A 15427-nucleotide genomic window follows, 5' to 3' on the forward strand; every position below is an offset into this window, starting at 1 on the left:
TTTTTCTCCTGTTGCTTGCAATATATGTAATTAAATAAAATGTACCACTATCGTTACTAAATTTACAATATAAGATTGAGAGTATCATTTTCGTTTTTTTTTCTGAAAAGTTTTTTTGCAATTTTCGCAACTCATCATCCTGGCTGCTTGTATAATCAGCGGAATCATCTATCAAAAGGTAGTGCCTGAGCCAAAGAAAAATTGGCGGGAAGAAATTGAGGCAGATATACAGCAGCTTGAAAAACAATTAAAAAGTGCTCCTGACGAAGAGAAAAGTTGGATCCAAGATCAATTCAAGCAAAATCAGCAATATTTGGATAAAAATGTGAATCCGAACGCCAAAAGCAACTGGCATTATATGAATAGCGTCGTAACAGGAATCAACTCCCTTGTCACGCTTTTTGCCGTCATTGTCTGCAGTGCAAATGTATCTGCTGAATTCTCTGATGGCACCATTAAGCAATTGTTAATCAGGCCGCACAAAAGATGGGCTATTCTTCTTGCTAAATATTTTGCTGTAATTATCTACTCCCTGTTGCTTGTTCTGACGTTAATCGTATCAGGGTATTTAGTTGGATTGATCTTGTTTGGCAGCGGTGATTTTCATGCAAAAATTATTGAACCGAGCATTGCTGGACAGAAAGAAGTGATTGTAGGCACCCAGTTCTTTTTAAAAATGCTTTATTACCTTCCTGGTTTATTTATCATTATGACCATTTCATTCATGCTTTCAACACTGTTTAAAAACCAGGCACTCGCCGTCGGCATCGGGATATTTGTTCTATTTTTTTCCACTACACTGGGCGGCTACAACGTTGTATTAGCTGAAAAATACGAATGGGTAAAGTTCTTGATCTTCCCGCACCTGGATTTAACCATTTATGCACTTCAGGATAAGATCCTTCAAGATATCACATTACCTGAATCTTTAGGAATTTTGACTGTATACTATGTCGTTTTCATCATCATTACGTTTGTCTTTTTCGAAAAAAGAGATATCAGCATATAGAAAACGAGCATGAGTTTTAAACTCCCAACCCTAGCATGGAAATAGGGTTCATTCTAAAAACAAAACCAACAAAATAAGGCGGTGTGAGCGGAGCCAAGCTCAAAAAATTACAAAGCCAAAATATGTATCTTGCTAAAGATAAGTTGGAATTTTTATTTTTGATAGCACAGCTCCGCCCCTTTTCAACAGAAAAAGAGACTGGCTCATAAGAGTCTGAATCCCTCCACAAATGACAACTCTATTTACATTTGTCTTTGGAGGGGTCAGACCCTTTTGCATATAAGCCAGCCTTTTTATAACCATATTTCGTTTGAAAAGTGCTATCAATTATAACAAAAGAAATTTATTGAGCCAATCAATTCAGCTTTACTTGTGCCAACTGTCCGGAAAGTTCGGTTAACGCTTTTTGCAATCTTTCATGAATTTCCGTATCCAACTGAAACTGATGATCGCCAATCCGTTCAACTTGGGAATCAAGCGTGTAAACACCACTTAAAATGGTTGTTGCTCCCAGAGCAGACAAGACTGGTTTTAATGCATAATCAATTACAAGAAGATGTCCGTATGTTCCGCCAATCACGAGAGGCAAGATAATTTTATTTGCAAATCCTTTTTGAGGAAGCAAGTCTAAATATGTTTTTAACACACCCGTAAAGGATGCTTTATAAACAGGTGTCAACACGATAACAGCATCAGCACTTTCTACTTTCTTATTGGCTTTTACGATTTCAGGACTATCAAATTTTCCGTAAATTAAATCTTCCGGCGGCAACTCACGCACTTTGATTTGCTCATACTCAATCCTTTGGCGGGTCAAGAAAGCTTCCACCTCCAGTTCGATCCCGTTCAATCTTGAATTTTCTGAAGTTGCCCCTGAAATAATAACTACTTTTGCCATAAATCTCTACTCCTTTATTGATTGAATTTTGAAAAATTTTTGCTTATTTTTTTGCTTCAAGTTTCCTATTTTTCACAAGAGGAAACCGTTTCTTTTCGGTAATATCGATTTGCGTAATATCACTATCATGTACGGTAATTACTATACAGCCATATTCCAGTTTGTCTAACTTTGACAGTATATACTTTATTTTCTCTTCATCTAATTGTTTCATAGCAGCCCCCTTAAATTAAATATAAATACTTAAAATCTATTTCTAAGTATTTTCTTTAAATCACGGTATTTTTGATGAAGACTCCGATAAACTGTCCTGTATTAGCCAGAATTGAAATTTTTAATAGCTGCCTGTATAATAGTTGCCATGAAACATTCCTCCATTTTTTTGTTTTTTTAACTTATACAAGAACACCAAGGGTTACATGACCATTCCTTATCTAAAAATTGCCTTTGGTGTTCAATTGCAAACATTTTGCAAACCTTTCAATTCAACAATACCCCCGAATTCCTATGTGTATAGTTGGTTTTATCTTCAAAAATAAAACCTCTTCTTAGATAAGAAGAGGGTAAAGAATACAATTCTTTTCTCTTCTTATCTTTCAAGCTTACGCTTGCTGGAATTGGCACAGTACTTTAAAGTCTGTTGCCGAGGCTTCAATGGGCCAGTCCCTCCACCTCTCTTGATAAGAATACGAATGAAAATATTTAATTTTGTGAACAAACATGGCGGGGAATAATCCAACCAATCCATGAACTTTATTTGATATAAATTTAAACCATGGTCAACAAAGCTGTCAATATCATTTTTTAAAAAATTTAGAATTGGTAAAAAAGAATTAGCAGCCAGTTAATCTGTTCGTTTAATCCCATTTAACATTTGTCTTTCTAGCTTCATTTATTGCTAGCTGAAAGACATCAGGCCGAGAATAATGGCCATTCACGTCAAAATCGAAACGGCTTTTAACAATGTCTCTTAAATCTAAATCCGCAATAAGAATGTCCTCTTTTCCGTAAACCGGTCCAACGATATATTCACCCAGCGGACTGATAATAGCACTTCCTCCGTTGCTCATGATCTCAGGTTCTGACTCCAGTTCGTCATAACAAGCCAAATCTGTTGGATACATATTTTTTGTCACAAATTGATTGCATGATAAAACAAAACATCTTCCTTCCAGGGCAATATGTCGAATCGTAGATTGCCAAACTTCTCTAGCATCTGCAGTCGGCATAAGATATAGTTCAACACCCTTGCTGTACATTGCCATACGGGCAAGCGGCATATAATTTTCCCAACAGATCAAAGCGCCTATTTTACCTATTGAAGTATCAAAAACAGGAAGCGTACTTCCATCTCCCTCTCCCCAAATAATTCTTTCTGATGCAGTCGGTTTGAGTTTACGATGTTTTCCTAACAACGTACCGTCCGGACTAAAATAAAGCACAGTGCAATAAAGGGTGCCGGATAATTGTTCTTTTTCAATCACTCCAATAACAAGATACACACTATTATCTTTTGCAATGGAGCCTAATACTTCCGTTTCTTTACTAGGAACAAAGATCGAATTTTCCCAATACCGACACCAATCTTCCCTTCCTTTAGACGACCGGCTCCCTACCACCGTTCCAAATGTCATTCCTCTCGGATATGCTGGTATATATGCCTCCGGAAATAAAACTAATTTTGCTCCCCTTTTCGCAGCATCAGTTGTTAAAAGCCGGACTTTTTCAAGTGTTTTATAAAGGTCCATAATGACAGGGGACGCTTGTACAACGGCCACTCTTACTTGATCATTGATGTGATCCATTCATAACAACTCCAATCATTGATATGTATAACAAAAATCACCTTTCATTTTTAAGGAATAAATGTCATATTTTACAAAATTTTATTTTTTTGAATTTTACTATTATTTTAATACTGCATTTAATAGAATACAACAAAATTGGCTTCAAAGGTCATTGATTACATTTCTATTTCCAAAAAGAAAGACTATTATTCTATTAAACAAAGTAAACAAAGACTTTTTTACATGGAAGTACAGGAATACGTTGCTGCTGCATCGAATAATATAAAAAAAGAAGGGGGGATAACATGATTGTCTATGAAAGAGAAAGTGATTTTGTCATGGTAACTCAGGATGATCATGCACGAGTTTCAGGTGAATTTGCAAAAGCTTGGCGCAGCGAATATTTTTTAGCATTAGATCGAAAAAAAGATGTTGAACTTGCTGTTTTTGAACATGATCGTGGTTGGATCGACCTAGATGAGACACCATTTTGGAATGATGAAAAGCGAGTACCCTTCTCTTTCCGAGATTTCCCCTTAACCCCTAGATTTGTTTTTTATAAAAAAGGTATTGACGAAGTTGAAAGTAAAAATAAATATGCTGCATTATTGTGCAGTTTGCAATATACAACTTTGTTTGAAATGATTCAAGACGATGCTGTACCGTCCTTTTTAAACTCCGAATACAAAAGACAGAATAGGCTTATTAATGATTTGCATCTAACCGATAGCTCTGCACAGGAAATGATCAAGTTTCACTTGCAAGTCCTTCGTTTTTGTGATGACCTGTCTTTATATATTTGCATGTATGAACCGATGATACAAAGATCTGAGACGGAATGGTTCGCTGAAGGATTCAGTCAAAGATTTCCTTTTTTTAATTATGAAAAAATCACTCCTGAATGGGTAGAAAAAGAAAAAGTAATCCTAACTCATTTCCCTTTTTCAACTGAAGTTCAGGTGACTGTACCGTTAAAAGAAGTCAATAAAGCAGATATTGAGAATGTCGGCCTTTCAAAAGCATACAAACAAGCACCGAAAAAAGAACGAGTGGTTCAATTCGTACCGAAATGAAACCAGTCGCAACCGGCTTTGTAAAATATGGAAGCGATTACATTTTTTAATACTAGATCCTAGCTTTTGTTTGGCTTCCTCTTCAACAAATGGAGGGATTTCCCATACCCTTCACTTGTTGAAGAGGTCATTCTCATTTACCCTAAAATGTTGAATTTGCTTTTACACTTACAAAACAATTGCCTGATTTCTTTTTGCGTTTAGTTATTAACCGAAGAATAGATTCTTCTATATTTGCTTCCTGGATGATCTTCGGGCAATAAATTGCTTCCATGGCCAAAGAGCTTTTGTCTTAATGTACCTTCCTTATATTCTGTTTTGTAAAGGCCGCGTTCTTGCAAGATTGGGACGACTAAATCAATAAAGTCCTCCAGGCTGCCAGGTGTAATAAGATGGTTAAGGTTAAAACCATCTACACCGGATGCTTCAAATTGATATTGGATTGCGTCTGCAACTTCAATCGGATTTCCGACAATTACCTGCTCACGGTCAATATTTTCGAGCCTGGATAGTGCTTCACCGATTTTTAGTTTTTTTGATGCATCCTTTGTTAAAGATGCTGCTTTATAATGTCCGTGCTCTGTCGGTTTAAATTCAAAAGGTTGATCCAAATCTGATTTTTCATACTGTGACAAATCATAACCGCTCGCTCCGCCAAATTGTGCTTTTGCTGCATCCGGGCTCCAAAGGCGGTTTAATTCTTGATATTTTCGCTCAGCTTCCTCTGTTGTTTCACCCACAATAACCGTAAGGAACGAAAACACTTTAATATTATCAGGGTTCCGGCCATATTTTTCAGCACGTTGTTTAATATCCTCTGTATAGAACCTGATCCTTTCCGGAGTTGGCCCCCCAACAAATACACATTCCGCATGCTTTGCAGCAAATTCTCTTCCTCGTTCAGATACCCCAGCCTGATATAAAACAGGGGTGCGCTGCAATGAAGGTTCACTTAAATGTGGACCCTCTACATGAAAAAATTCACCTGAATGGTTAATTTCATGGACTTTTGAAGGGTCTACCAAAATGCCATTCTTAACATCTTCTATTACAGCCCCATCTTCCCAGCTTAACTCCCATAATTTATAACAAACTTCCAAATACTCATCCGCAATATCATAACGACGGTCATGTTTGATCATCTCCGGCAGCCCGAAATTCCTTGCCGCATTCGGCAGATAGGAAGTAACAACATTCCATGCGATTCTTCCTTGGGTCAAGTGATCCAACGTTGAAAAACGTCTTGCATGAGCAAAAGGAGGTTCATACGTAGTACTAACCGTAAAGGCAAACGATAAATGTTTTGTTACGCTTGCCATAACTGGTATCACAAGTGCTGCGTCAATTAAAGGAATTTGCATGCCATCACGTATGGACGGTTCTTTGCTCTGTTTATATGTATCATACACTCCCAATACATCCGCAAAAAAGACTGCATCAAACTTTCCTCGTTCTAACAGCTTCGCCATTTCAATCCAATAATCCAAATCCTTATACCGTCTTTGTCTTTTGCTTTCCGGATGTTTCCAAAGCCCATGAGAATTATGCATCGCACTTGTCATTTCAAACGCATTTAAAATAATTTGTTTTCCCAATTTCCTTCTCCTCTCTTTCATATTACTTTTTTGTGGCATATTCCTTTTAAGTTAAACAAAAAACCCCTTCTTTCAAACAAGAAGAGGTTCGTTATGAAAATAACTTCTCTTCTCATCTTTCAAGCTTAGCGCTTGCTGGAATTGGCACAGTGCTTTGGAAAGCCTGTTGCCGAGGCTTCATTGGGCCAGTCCCTCCACCTCTCTGGATAAGAATACGAAGAAATATAAAGTTGTCATACATCTTTGTTACAGGAATATTCCGAATAATTCTATAACTTTTATTGGTTTTTAATTTAAACCATGCTTATTAAGCTGTCAAGTTATTTCTTTCGTCTTTACAGATATTTTTCATAATTTTGCATTAAGCTGTTGCGATATCTTTTATGACAACATAATTAAAATGCTTTACAACGGTTTTGTTGGTTTCATAACCCAACTCTTTAGCTGCTTCTTTTGAAATTTCTACAATGACGCTATTATCTCTTACAATTTCAACAATACCTAGGAATGTTTGGTCTTTCCTTAAAAATAAAATGTGATCACCGATTTTAGCTTTTCTAGCTTTTTTAGCCATCTTCATCACTCCTGCTTATTTTTTTATTTCACTGTAAGCTTAAATTTATCAACCAAACGGCGAAGCGTTGATACGATAAGGGAACTCTGTTCAGAGTCAAATTGTGCATCTTGGATTAAATTCACCATTTTTTCAGCAGATTGGTCCACGTTTCCGACTGTTTTCACATTACATTCGTTAATCCTAGCAATATTGCTGATAATGCTGCGCATTTGATCAGTGACATCTGGATGGGTGGCAGAGGCTTGGGCCATAGAACTTAATACACCTTGAACCGCATGAATAAAGTTCGATCCCTTTTCCACCTCATCGCTGCTTTCTTGTATCGCTTCCTTAACCATAAATGAACTGCTTTCAATTTTTTCAAGCGTTTTGCTAATTTCTTGTGTGGCTGTCGTAGTTTGGTTTGCAAGTTTTCTTATCTCCTGGGCAACGACTGAAAATCCGCGTCCATATTCTCCCGCCCTCGCAGCTTCAATCGTGGCGTTTAATGCAAGCAGATTGGTCTGCTCGGCAATGCTATTGATCGTATCAACAATGCGTCCGATGTCATTGGAAAATTCCTTAAAATGGTCTGTTAAAGCTAAAGTTTCATGAACTTTTTCTACGATATGGGTCATTTTGCTGTTAATGATCCCAATTTGCTCTTGGGCCTCTACTAATTGTTCATGTGACTGTTTTTCCAGGTCTTGCAGCGTATCGCTAATTTGGTCGACTTGCTTCATGGCCTGGTGAACATCCTCCAATTGCCTTTGCATTTCTGCGGACATTTCACCCATCTGTTTGATAACGTGAAAGGAATCACGCTCTACACGGGCCGTTTTTTCCCGTAAAGATTTATTGATCTGTTCGACATCAAGGCTAGCGGTTTTGACTTTGCTCATCAGTTCGTCTTGGCTATCGATCAAGTTGTTGACCCATCGTCCCAATTCCCCTGTTTCATCATGGAACAGCAAGCTGTTGTCCAAGCGAGTAGTCAGATCTCCGCCGCCTTCTGCAATCTTCCGGATGATATCGGTCATTTGTTTCATTCGGGAGGCAATGGGAACGACTCCTCGTTTACAAAACAGGTAGGTTGCTGTGATTCCATACAATACACTTAGAAGTAGGGTAAACCAAGAGAGAATTGGAAGAACAGACAACCCCAGGTGCAACAAGATTCCTATAAAGGTTAATAAGGCAAACTTCTTTCCAAGCTGCCAGCTGATCGATCGGTTCCGGTAAACTTCCACTAAATCTGCTTCGCACATCATTCCCCAGAGATCGGGTGATCCTGGCAGCTGGAACGTGACCCCTTTGCCAATAACGGGGATGTGCCGATAATCTGAGTAGCCAGGGAATTGGACAAATAAATTCTGACCATTCCGAATGGTATTCATGACTCCCGGATGCAGTTCTTTGGTCGCCGGGTCGGTAAAACGGATTTCAAATTCCGTGTGATTTTTCACTTTCACTACGCCCCAATGTTTGGTGTTGATCCCATCCTTCAAGTTTTCTCCCAGCGTAAAGGTGCGGTCTTCAAACCGGCTACGGGATAAAGCGATCCCCGGTGCAATCGCAGGATCGAAGTTTGACTTTGCCATAAACAGATAATTATCGCCAGAATCTCGATATATATGCCCAGCTTCCCGCTGGTTCAAGTCTCCGACAACGTCGTTTGGGATTCGGCCAGCCAATACATAGATGAGCTCCCCTTCTTTAACAACGGGGTGTAAGAACAAAAATGTCACTTCATCATGGAATTTCGACGTCCGTGGACCGATTTCCAATGTCATGTCATCCAAGAAAGGCCCATATAACATGCTTTGTTTCGTTTGATACACTTGGTTTATGGCTTTCTTGTATAACTTGTAACGCTCCCCTGTATAGGTAAATCCCCTGTGCTTCGGATAAGAAGAGAACATAACCTTTCCAATTTCATTTAGTAAAAACAACTCAGTAAAATAAACGCTTTTTTGCAACTTATTTTCCAGATAAGGGTTAAGATTATTTTCCGAGTAGTAGGATAATTCCATTGACGTTTTTTCTAAAAAGCCCCATTGTTCATGTGCCCAATCAGTTAACAGTGTCACACGTGTTTTGGCAATCCCTTCGAAAATTTCTTCAACTGTTGCTGTTTCTTTTTGATTTAATTTGTAAGACCACCATAGAGGAAGCCCTTCCCGAAAATCCAACCAACCAAAAAACCCCATAATCTTGGCACTCCTAACTTATTTTTCAATTATTTTAATATATAACAAGAAATTTAGTTGATCTTTTGTAAGATAATCTAACAAACAAACAGTAATTGTTTGACATATATCTTACATAAAATGTTCTTTTCCCTTGGTGACACATGTAAGGAGTGAAAATAAATAAACGGGATAGATCAGGAATGGCGGAAAAACGGATGAAATCATATATATACCATGATGGATTTTTTGAAGTCAGATTGGAGATTAGTATGTAAAAGTTTTGGAGATTTCTAAAATTGGAGGTACTTGAAGCAAGAATTAAAATCTTTTTATGCAGCACATACACGTTTGAAATCAGTTTAAATCCCTTCATATAAAAATAAAAAGGGCCATTGTTTCAGACCCTTATCATTTTTATCAAAATTAAAAAGCTGTTGTTTTCGATTACTATACACCGCGTTTATTACCCCAAATGTACGTATGCAATTGAGGAAGAACCTTCACATTTTTTAAATCAGAATCCTTCAAAACTTTATTGATAAGCCATTCATATTTTCCTAGAAGGCTGGAAATTAGTTGGTGATTTTCGGTCGTGGTAATGTCATCATTTCCCACCTGCAAAAAGAATGGAATATCAGGATACCTTTGATGAACTTTCTTCGCATACTCATAATCTTGATCATCAAAAACGACAACCTTCAAACTAATATGTTGAGAAGAATTATTTTTGTCTAAGTTTTTTATGATTGTGTCGAGTACGTCAAAATCTGTGACCATGTTTGAGCTTGGCGGTTTCGGCGAAAGTGTTAATTCATCAATATCGAAGAACCAATCCTGCCATTTGCTTCCTTGTGTTTCTAAACAAATTTTTATGTTATTCTCTTTTAACAGCTGAATCAAGTATTGTAAATTTTTTATTAATGCCGGATTTCCGCCGGAAATTGTTACAAACGAAAAACCGTCGCCGCCAAGTTTCTTAAGCTCAGACCATATTTCTTCAGCTTCCATTTGTCTCACGAAATCCTTGCCTGTTCCATCCCACGTAAACGAAGAATCGCACCATGAACATGAATAATCACAGCCAGCTGTTCTTACAAACATTGTTTTTTGCCCAATCACCATTCCTTCTCCTTGGATGGTGGGGCCAAATATCTCCATTATGGGGATTTTACTCAACTTCCATCCACTCCCGTCTCGCTTCCGCATAACTGGAAGGAGTCTCATAAAGGCGGACAAACTCCACTCTAGCCCCTTGATATTTTTGCTGTCTGTCTTCTTTTTCCAATGCTTCCTTCATTTTTTCATAAATCCAAACGACCATGTTTTCTGCTGTCGTATTCATCGGCGGAAGTGTTTCATTTAAGTATTTATAATCAAGATAAATTTCAATTTCCTTTTTCCAAATATCCTTAATATCGCTGAAGTCAATTAGTAATCCTCTGTCATCCACATATCCGCTCAAGCCAAAAATGACTTTATACGTGTGGCCGTGAAGATTTTTGCATTTGCCTTCATAACAATGCAAATGATGAGCTGAATCAAACGTAAATTCCTTGCTCACAAGGACACGTTTTGAATGATACTTTAACTGATCACGCCTGATATCTTCATCGAGCTTTTGGAGTTTATCAACAATTCGAAAACCGTACATTGTCTCTACAACTCCTTTCGAATTTTCAAGTAATCTTCAAGTCCTTTTCTTCGAAGCTTGCAGGCAGGGCACTCTCCGCAGCCATCTGCAATAATGCCATTATAGCAAGTTAACGTTTTTTCTCTCACAAAATCAAAAGCACCCAGTTCATCTGCCAACTTCCAGGTTTCTGCTTTGTTTAGCCACATTAAAGGTGTATGAATGACAAACTGGTAATCCATCGAAAGGTTCAATGTCACATTTAATGACTTGATAAAAATATCTCTGCAATCCGGATATCCGCTAAAGTCAGTTTCACAAACACCGGTTACAATATGTTTTGCCCCCACTTGATTAGCCAGCACTCCGGCAAATGAAAGAAATAATAAATTTCTGCCTGGAACAAAGGTTGATGGCAGTTCGCCTTCTTCCCCAGCTTTTACAGGAATATTATCCCTAGTTAGTGCATTCGGTGCCAATTGGTTTAACAAAGACATATCTAGAATATGGTGTTTAATACCGAGTTCTTTTGTGATATTTTTGGCACATTCAATCTCCATTTTGTGTCTTTGATTATAATCGAAAGTAACTGCAATTACTTCTTCAAATTGCTTCATAGCCCAGAATAAACAAGTGGTGCTATCCTGGCCTCCGCTAAATACTACAATGGCTTTATCTTTTTTCATTTCAAAAATCTCCCTTTCAATGAAAAAACAGCACTACTAAGAAAGTAGTACTGTTTTCTTAGTTTTTTTAAAGAGGGTAGCTAGAACCTCTACCGTATGAACGGATTTTTTATTCACTTACTTCTATTCTAACATAATTTTTTAAAAACGAAAAATGATCTTTCTGGTATATCTTGTAAAGCAGTTATTGCTAGAGTTTTTAAATTATTTTATTATTTTACATATCTTAATCTATTAAGTTTAAACTCATTCAAACATTAGTAAGTTATCTTATGATTAAAGGAGACTGAATATGCACTCTTATGTGGATCAGCGAAATGGCGTATTTCCATCCGTTTGCTCTCTGGATTGCCCTGATCAATGCGGCTTGCTTGTACATAAAAAAGATGGAAAAATCGTAAAAATAGAGGGTGACCCTAACCATCCAGTAACAAAGGGAAATATTTGCAACAAAGTACGGAATATGACGGAACGAATTTATGATGAAAAGCGCTTGAAATATCCAATGAAACGTACGGGAGCTAAAGGAGAAGGGAAATTTGAACAGATAAGCTGGAAGGAAGCAATTAAAACGATTACTGCCCATTGGAAAAAACTTATTCAAACAGATGGACCGGAAAGCATTCTTCCGTACAGCTTCTATGGCAACATGGGAAATCTTAGCGCTGAAGGTATGGACCGTCGTTTTTTTCACCGGTTAGGCGCCTCCCTGCTGGATCGATCCATCTGTTCTGCAGCTGGAACAGAAGGGTATAAATATACGATGGGCGGCAGGTTTGGAATAGACCCGGAAGATACCATTCATTCAAGATTAATTATTTTTTGGGGGATTAATGCTGTAAGCACGAATATGCATCAGGTTGTTCTTGCCCAAAAGGCCCGAAAAAACGGAGCTAAGATTATTGTCATTGATGTACATAAAAATCAAACCGGCCGATTGGCAGACTGGTTTATTCCCATTTTGCCAGGGACCGATAGTGCTCTCGCTCTAGGGATAATGCATATTTTATTTGACGAGGACATGGTAGACACTGCTTTCTTACAAAAATATACAGTTGGACATGAAGAATTGCGTGAGCATGTTGTTCAATATGATCCCGTCACTGTTTCCAGCATTACTGGTGTTCCGGTTGAAGATATTTATAAACTGGCACGGATGTACGGGCAAATTTCCCCTTCTTTTATTCGAATCGGAAATGGGCTTCAGCATCATGATAATGGAGGCATGACTGTTCGAACCATTTCCTGCCTTCCTGCCCTGACTGGACAATGGCTTGTAAAAGGCGGCGGAGCAATTAAGGGAAATGGCGACTATTTAGCCTACAATACTCAAAAATTACAACGTCCGGATTTACTAAAAAACAAAAATACTCGCGTCATTAACATGAATTTACTAGGCCAAGCATTACTAGAGTTAGACCCGCCGGTAAAGTCTTTATTTGTGTACTGTTCGAATCCTGCGGTTGTTGCTCCTGAAGCCAATAAAGTAAGAGAAGGACTGGCACGAGAAGATCTCTTTGTCGTCGTACATGACTTATTTTTAACTGAAACGGCAAAATACGCTGATATTGTACTTCCTGCAACATCATCCTTTGAAAATACAGATTTTTATACATCGTATTGGCATCATTATATTCAGATTCAGCAGCCTGTCATTGAACGATATGGAGAGTCTAAATCAAATACAGAAGTGTTCCGATTGCTGGCAAAAGAAATGGGCTTTGATGATCGAGTTTTTGATGAGTCAGATGAAGAAATGATTGCGCAAGCACTTGATCACCCAAACAATCCTTACTTAGAAGGAATTGACTATGAAACATTAGTTGAAAAACAATATGTCAAAGCAAACGTAAAACCTTTATTTCCTGGAAAACTGCCAACACCCAGCGGAAAAATCGAGTTATATTCAAAAAAGATGGAAGACGACGGGTATCCCCCGCTGCCAACCTATACACCTCTAGTTGACGATGGGGACTTTCCATTTCTATTTGTTCCCGGACCAAATCATAATTTTTTAAACTCAACCTTTTCAAATAATGAAAAACATATTTCTCTTGAAAAAGAACCACGCTTGCATATGAATGTCAAAGATGCTTTAGCAAAAGGCATTCATGATGGAGATCAAGTCAGAGTTTGGAACCATCGCGGAGAATGTGAAATGAAAGTTTCAGTAGGTGAAAACGTACTTCCAGGTGTTGTCGTCACCCAAGGATTATGGGGAGGTGCGAAACAGCTTGTAAACTCACTTACCCCGGATCGATTAGCAGATATGGGCGGCGGAGCGACATTCTTTTCCGGCCGTGTAGATGTGGAGAAACTGTAAGTTTGTAATGATAGTAGATTAAAAGAGGCTGTCTCAAAAGCCTAAGGGTCAGACCCTTATGAGACAGCCTCTTTTTTATTTAATTTTAACCCTAGCTAATCTCAAACTGTTTATCTTTAACAGAAATTTTAAGAGAGCCAATCATTATCCAAAGAAAGTCTGAAACAATAAATATGCGTTTAGGCTGATAATCACAATAGCTACAATCCAAGCAATAACTTTCAACCATAATGGGTTAGCGAATTCCCCCATTTTCTTTTTATCGCTTGTGAATTGTATTAGAGGAACCACCGCAAAGGAAAGCTGCAAAGACAGAATAACTTGGCTCAAAATAAGTAATTGCGCCGTTCCGCTTTCGCCATAAAGAGCAGTTACAACAACGGCTGGGACAATGGCAATCAATCGAGTGATAAGCCTTCTTAACCAACCAGGAAGGCGAATGTTTAGAAAACCTTCCATCACGATTTGACCAGCTAACGTTCCTGTTAATGTTGAGTTTTGTCCCGAAGCCAACAAAGCAACTCCAAATAAAATACTTCCAAGTGTTGTTCCAAGCAATGGAGCAAGCAAATGATAAGCATCACCAATCTCCGCAACATCCTTCATTCCTGCTTTATGGAATGCAGCAGAAGAAACAATTAGGATCGATGCATTAATAAATAAAGCAAAGAATAAGGCAATGGTTGAATCCCAAGTGGCAAATTTGATCGCTTGCCGTTTACCCAATGTTGTTCGATCGTATTGGCGTGTCTGCACAATGGAAGAATGCAGATAAAGATTATGAGGCATTACGGTTGCACCTAAAATACCGATTGCGATATAGAGCATTGATGGATTGTTAATAATCTCTGTGCTTGGCACAAACCCCTTCAATATACCGCCTACATCGGGCTTAGAAAGAAAGATTTCAGTCGCAAAGCAAGCACCAATGGTTAGAATTAAAATAATCACGAGCGTTTCAATATAACGAAAACCTTTATTCTGCAATAACAATACGACCAATACATCCAGAGCTGTTATTATGACTCCATATATTAACGGAATTCCAAACAACAAATTTAAAGCGATTGCTGAACCGATCACTTCCGCTAGATCACAAGCTGCGATGGCTAACTCGCATAAAATCCATAAGACCATTGCCACTGGCTTACTATAATGATCTCGACAAGCTTGGGCTAAATCCCTTCCTGTTACAATTCCCAACTTGCCAGCTAATGCTTGAAGCAATATTGCCATTAAATTTGAAAGCAAAATAACTGAAAGTAACGTGTATCCGAACTGGGAACCTCCTGCAATATCAGTTGCCCAGTTTCCCGGATCCATATACCCCACGGCTACTAAGTATCCTGGTCCAGCAAACGCCAGAAACTTTTTGATCCAAGAACCCTTCTTTGGTATTCGCAAACTTCTATATACTTCGGGCAGCGTTGGTTGTGTCCGTTTATTTCTCCAACCATCATCAACAGCTGCCAGTTTTTTTATATTTTCACTCATAATTATCACCTCATTATTGGTTTGTACTAAATATTTTGCATTAAGGAAACTTTTAAGCTAAAAAAATTTGCTCCTACACTTAAAATTAGTTATATGTAAGAGCAAAGAAAATGTTGCTTAAATAAATTGTACATCAGAAAATATTTTAGTCAAGGGAAACTTTTATAGTATATTAGTATCGACT

General features: G+C 38.0%; 13 protein-coding genes and 2 riboswitches. Of the genes, 3 read left to right on the top strand and 10 right to left on the bottom strand.

Annotated features, from left to right (window positions below; genetic code table 11):
• Positions 1-115 precede the first annotated feature (115 nt).
• Positions 116-1009, top strand: a complete 894-nt coding sequence (locus tag BMMGA3_RS08710) for an ABC transporter permease (RefSeq protein WP_004434418.1) — start codon at positions 116-118, stop codon at positions 1007-1009.
• 355 nt (positions 1010-1364) lie between these two features.
• Here BMMGA3_RS08710 and ssuE read toward each other — a convergent pair whose 3' ends face one another.
• From ssuE to BMMGA3_RS08720, 3 genes are all read right to left on the bottom strand, one after another.
• Complete coding sequence (gene ssuE, locus BMMGA3_RS08715; protein ID WP_004434420.1) at positions 1365-1907, bottom strand: NADPH-dependent FMN reductase; 543 nt, start codon at positions 1905-1907, stop codon at positions 1365-1367.
• A 43-nt stretch (positions 1908-1950) separates the two neighbouring features.
• Entirely contained in the window at positions 1951-2121 is a 171-nt protein-coding gene (locus BMMGA3_RS17325; protein ID WP_004434421.1) for a YezD family protein, read from the bottom strand.
• 372 nt (positions 2122-2493) lie between these two features.
• A riboswitch (SAM riboswitch) is annotated at positions 2494-2594 on the bottom strand.
• A gap of 170 nt (positions 2595-2764) precedes the next feature.
• Positions 2765-3712 (bottom strand): carbon-nitrogen hydrolase family protein, encoded by a 948-nt coding sequence (locus tag BMMGA3_RS08720; RefSeq protein ID WP_004434422.1) that lies wholly within the window; start codon positions 3710-3712, stop codon positions 2765-2767.
• A gap of 287 nt (positions 3713-3999) precedes the next feature.
• Between BMMGA3_RS08720 and BMMGA3_RS08725 the strand changes: the two genes are divergently transcribed.
• Complete coding sequence (locus tag BMMGA3_RS08725; RefSeq protein ID WP_004434427.1) at positions 4000-4767, top strand: DUF3891 family protein; 768 nt, start codon at positions 4000-4002, stop codon at positions 4765-4767.
• A gap of 200 nt (positions 4768-4967) precedes the next feature.
• On the opposite strand, the gene BMMGA3_RS08730 is transcribed toward BMMGA3_RS08725, so the two are convergent.
• From BMMGA3_RS08730 to queC, 6 genes are all read right to left on the bottom strand, one after another.
• On the bottom strand, positions 4968-6362 hold the full coding sequence (locus tag BMMGA3_RS08730) for an LLM class flavin-dependent oxidoreductase (RefSeq protein WP_004434428.1): 1395 nt from the start codon (positions 6360-6362) through the stop codon (positions 4968-4970).
• A gap of 109 nt (positions 6363-6471) precedes the next feature.
• A riboswitch (SAM riboswitch) is annotated at positions 6472-6575 on the bottom strand.
• 148 nt (positions 6576-6723) lie between these two features.
• Positions 6724-6936 (bottom strand): DUF2187 family protein, encoded by a 213-nt coding sequence (locus BMMGA3_RS08735; protein WP_004434430.1) that lies wholly within the window; start codon positions 6934-6936, stop codon positions 6724-6726.
• Positions 6937-6959: 23 nt separating this feature from the next.
• Complete coding sequence (locus tag BMMGA3_RS08740; protein WP_004434431.1) at positions 6960-9128, bottom strand: methyl-accepting chemotaxis protein; 2169 nt, start codon at positions 9126-9128, stop codon at positions 6960-6962.
• Positions 9129-9557: 429 nt separating this feature from the next.
• Positions 9558-10286: a 7-carboxy-7-deazaguanine synthase QueE gene (gene queE, locus BMMGA3_RS08745; RefSeq protein ID WP_004434433.1), complete on the bottom strand. Its 729-nt coding sequence runs from the start codon at positions 10284-10286 to the stop codon at positions 9558-9560.
• A complete protein-coding gene (gene queD / locus BMMGA3_RS08750) occupies positions 10279-10761 on the bottom strand; it encodes a 6-carboxytetrahydropterin synthase QueD (RefSeq protein ID WP_004434435.1) in 483 nt (160 codons plus the stop codon). Before queD ends, queE begins: the two co-directional genes overlap by 8 nt.
• A 5-nt stretch (positions 10762-10766) precedes the next feature.
• Complete coding sequence (queC, locus tag BMMGA3_RS08755; protein WP_259674491.1) at positions 10767-11447, bottom strand: 7-cyano-7-deazaguanine synthase QueC; 681 nt, start codon at positions 11445-11447, stop codon at positions 10767-10769.
• Positions 11448-11718: 271 nt separating this feature from the next.
• Here queC and BMMGA3_RS08760 point away from each other — a divergent pair, with 271 nt between their 5' ends.
• Positions 11719-13749: a molybdopterin oxidoreductase family protein gene (locus tag BMMGA3_RS08760; protein ID WP_004434441.1), complete on the top strand. Its 2031-nt coding sequence runs from the start codon at positions 11719-11721 to the stop codon at positions 13747-13749.
• Between the two features lie 144 nt (positions 13750-13893).
• Here BMMGA3_RS08760 and BMMGA3_RS08765 read toward each other — a convergent pair whose 3' ends face one another.
• On the bottom strand, positions 13894-15243 hold the full coding sequence (locus BMMGA3_RS08765) for an Nramp family divalent metal transporter (RefSeq protein ID WP_081848751.1): 1350 nt from the start codon (positions 15241-15243) through the stop codon (positions 13894-13896).
• Between the last annotated feature and the right edge of the window lie 184 nt (positions 15244-15427).

The organism is Bacillus methanolicus MGA3 (genome assembly GCF_000724485.1).
In the GTDB taxonomy this organism is placed as follows: Bacteria; Bacillota; Bacilli; order Bacillales; family Cytobacillaceae; genus Bacillus_Z; species Bacillus_Z methanolicus_A.

Coding starts and splice junctions, on each gene's coding strand:
- BMMGA3_RS17325 (WP_004434421.1), bottom strand. CDS start 2,121: ATGAAACAATTAGATGAAGAGAAAATAAAGTATATACTGTCAAAGTTA.
- ssuE (WP_004434420.1), bottom strand. CDS start 1,907: ATGGCAAAAGTAGTTATTATTTCAGGGGCAACTTCAGAAAATTCAAGA.
- BMMGA3_RS08720 (WP_004434422.1), bottom strand. CDS start 3,712: ATGGATCACATCAATGATCAAGTAAGAGTGGCCGTTGTACAAGCGTCC.
- BMMGA3_RS08760 (WP_004434441.1), top strand. CDS start 11,719: ATGCACTCTTATGTGGATCAGCGAAATGGCGTATTTCCATCCGTTTGC.
- BMMGA3_RS08765 (WP_081848751.1), bottom strand. CDS start 15,243: ATGAGTGAAAATATAAAAAAACTGGCAGCTGTTGATGATGGTTGGAGA.
- BMMGA3_RS08735 (WP_004434430.1), bottom strand. CDS start 6,936: ATGGCTAAAAAAGCTAGAAAAGCTAAAATCGGTGATCACATTTTATTT.
- BMMGA3_RS08725 (WP_004434427.1), top strand. CDS start 4,000: ATGATTGTCTATGAAAGAGAAAGTGATTTTGTCATGGTAACTCAGGAT.
- BMMGA3_RS08740 (WP_004434431.1), bottom strand. CDS start 9,128: ATGGGGTTTTTTGGTTGGTTGGATTTTCGGGAAGGGCTTCCTCTATGG.
- queD (WP_004434435.1), bottom strand. CDS start 10,761: ATGTACGGTTTTCGAATTGTTGATAAACTCCAAAAGCTCGATGAAGAT.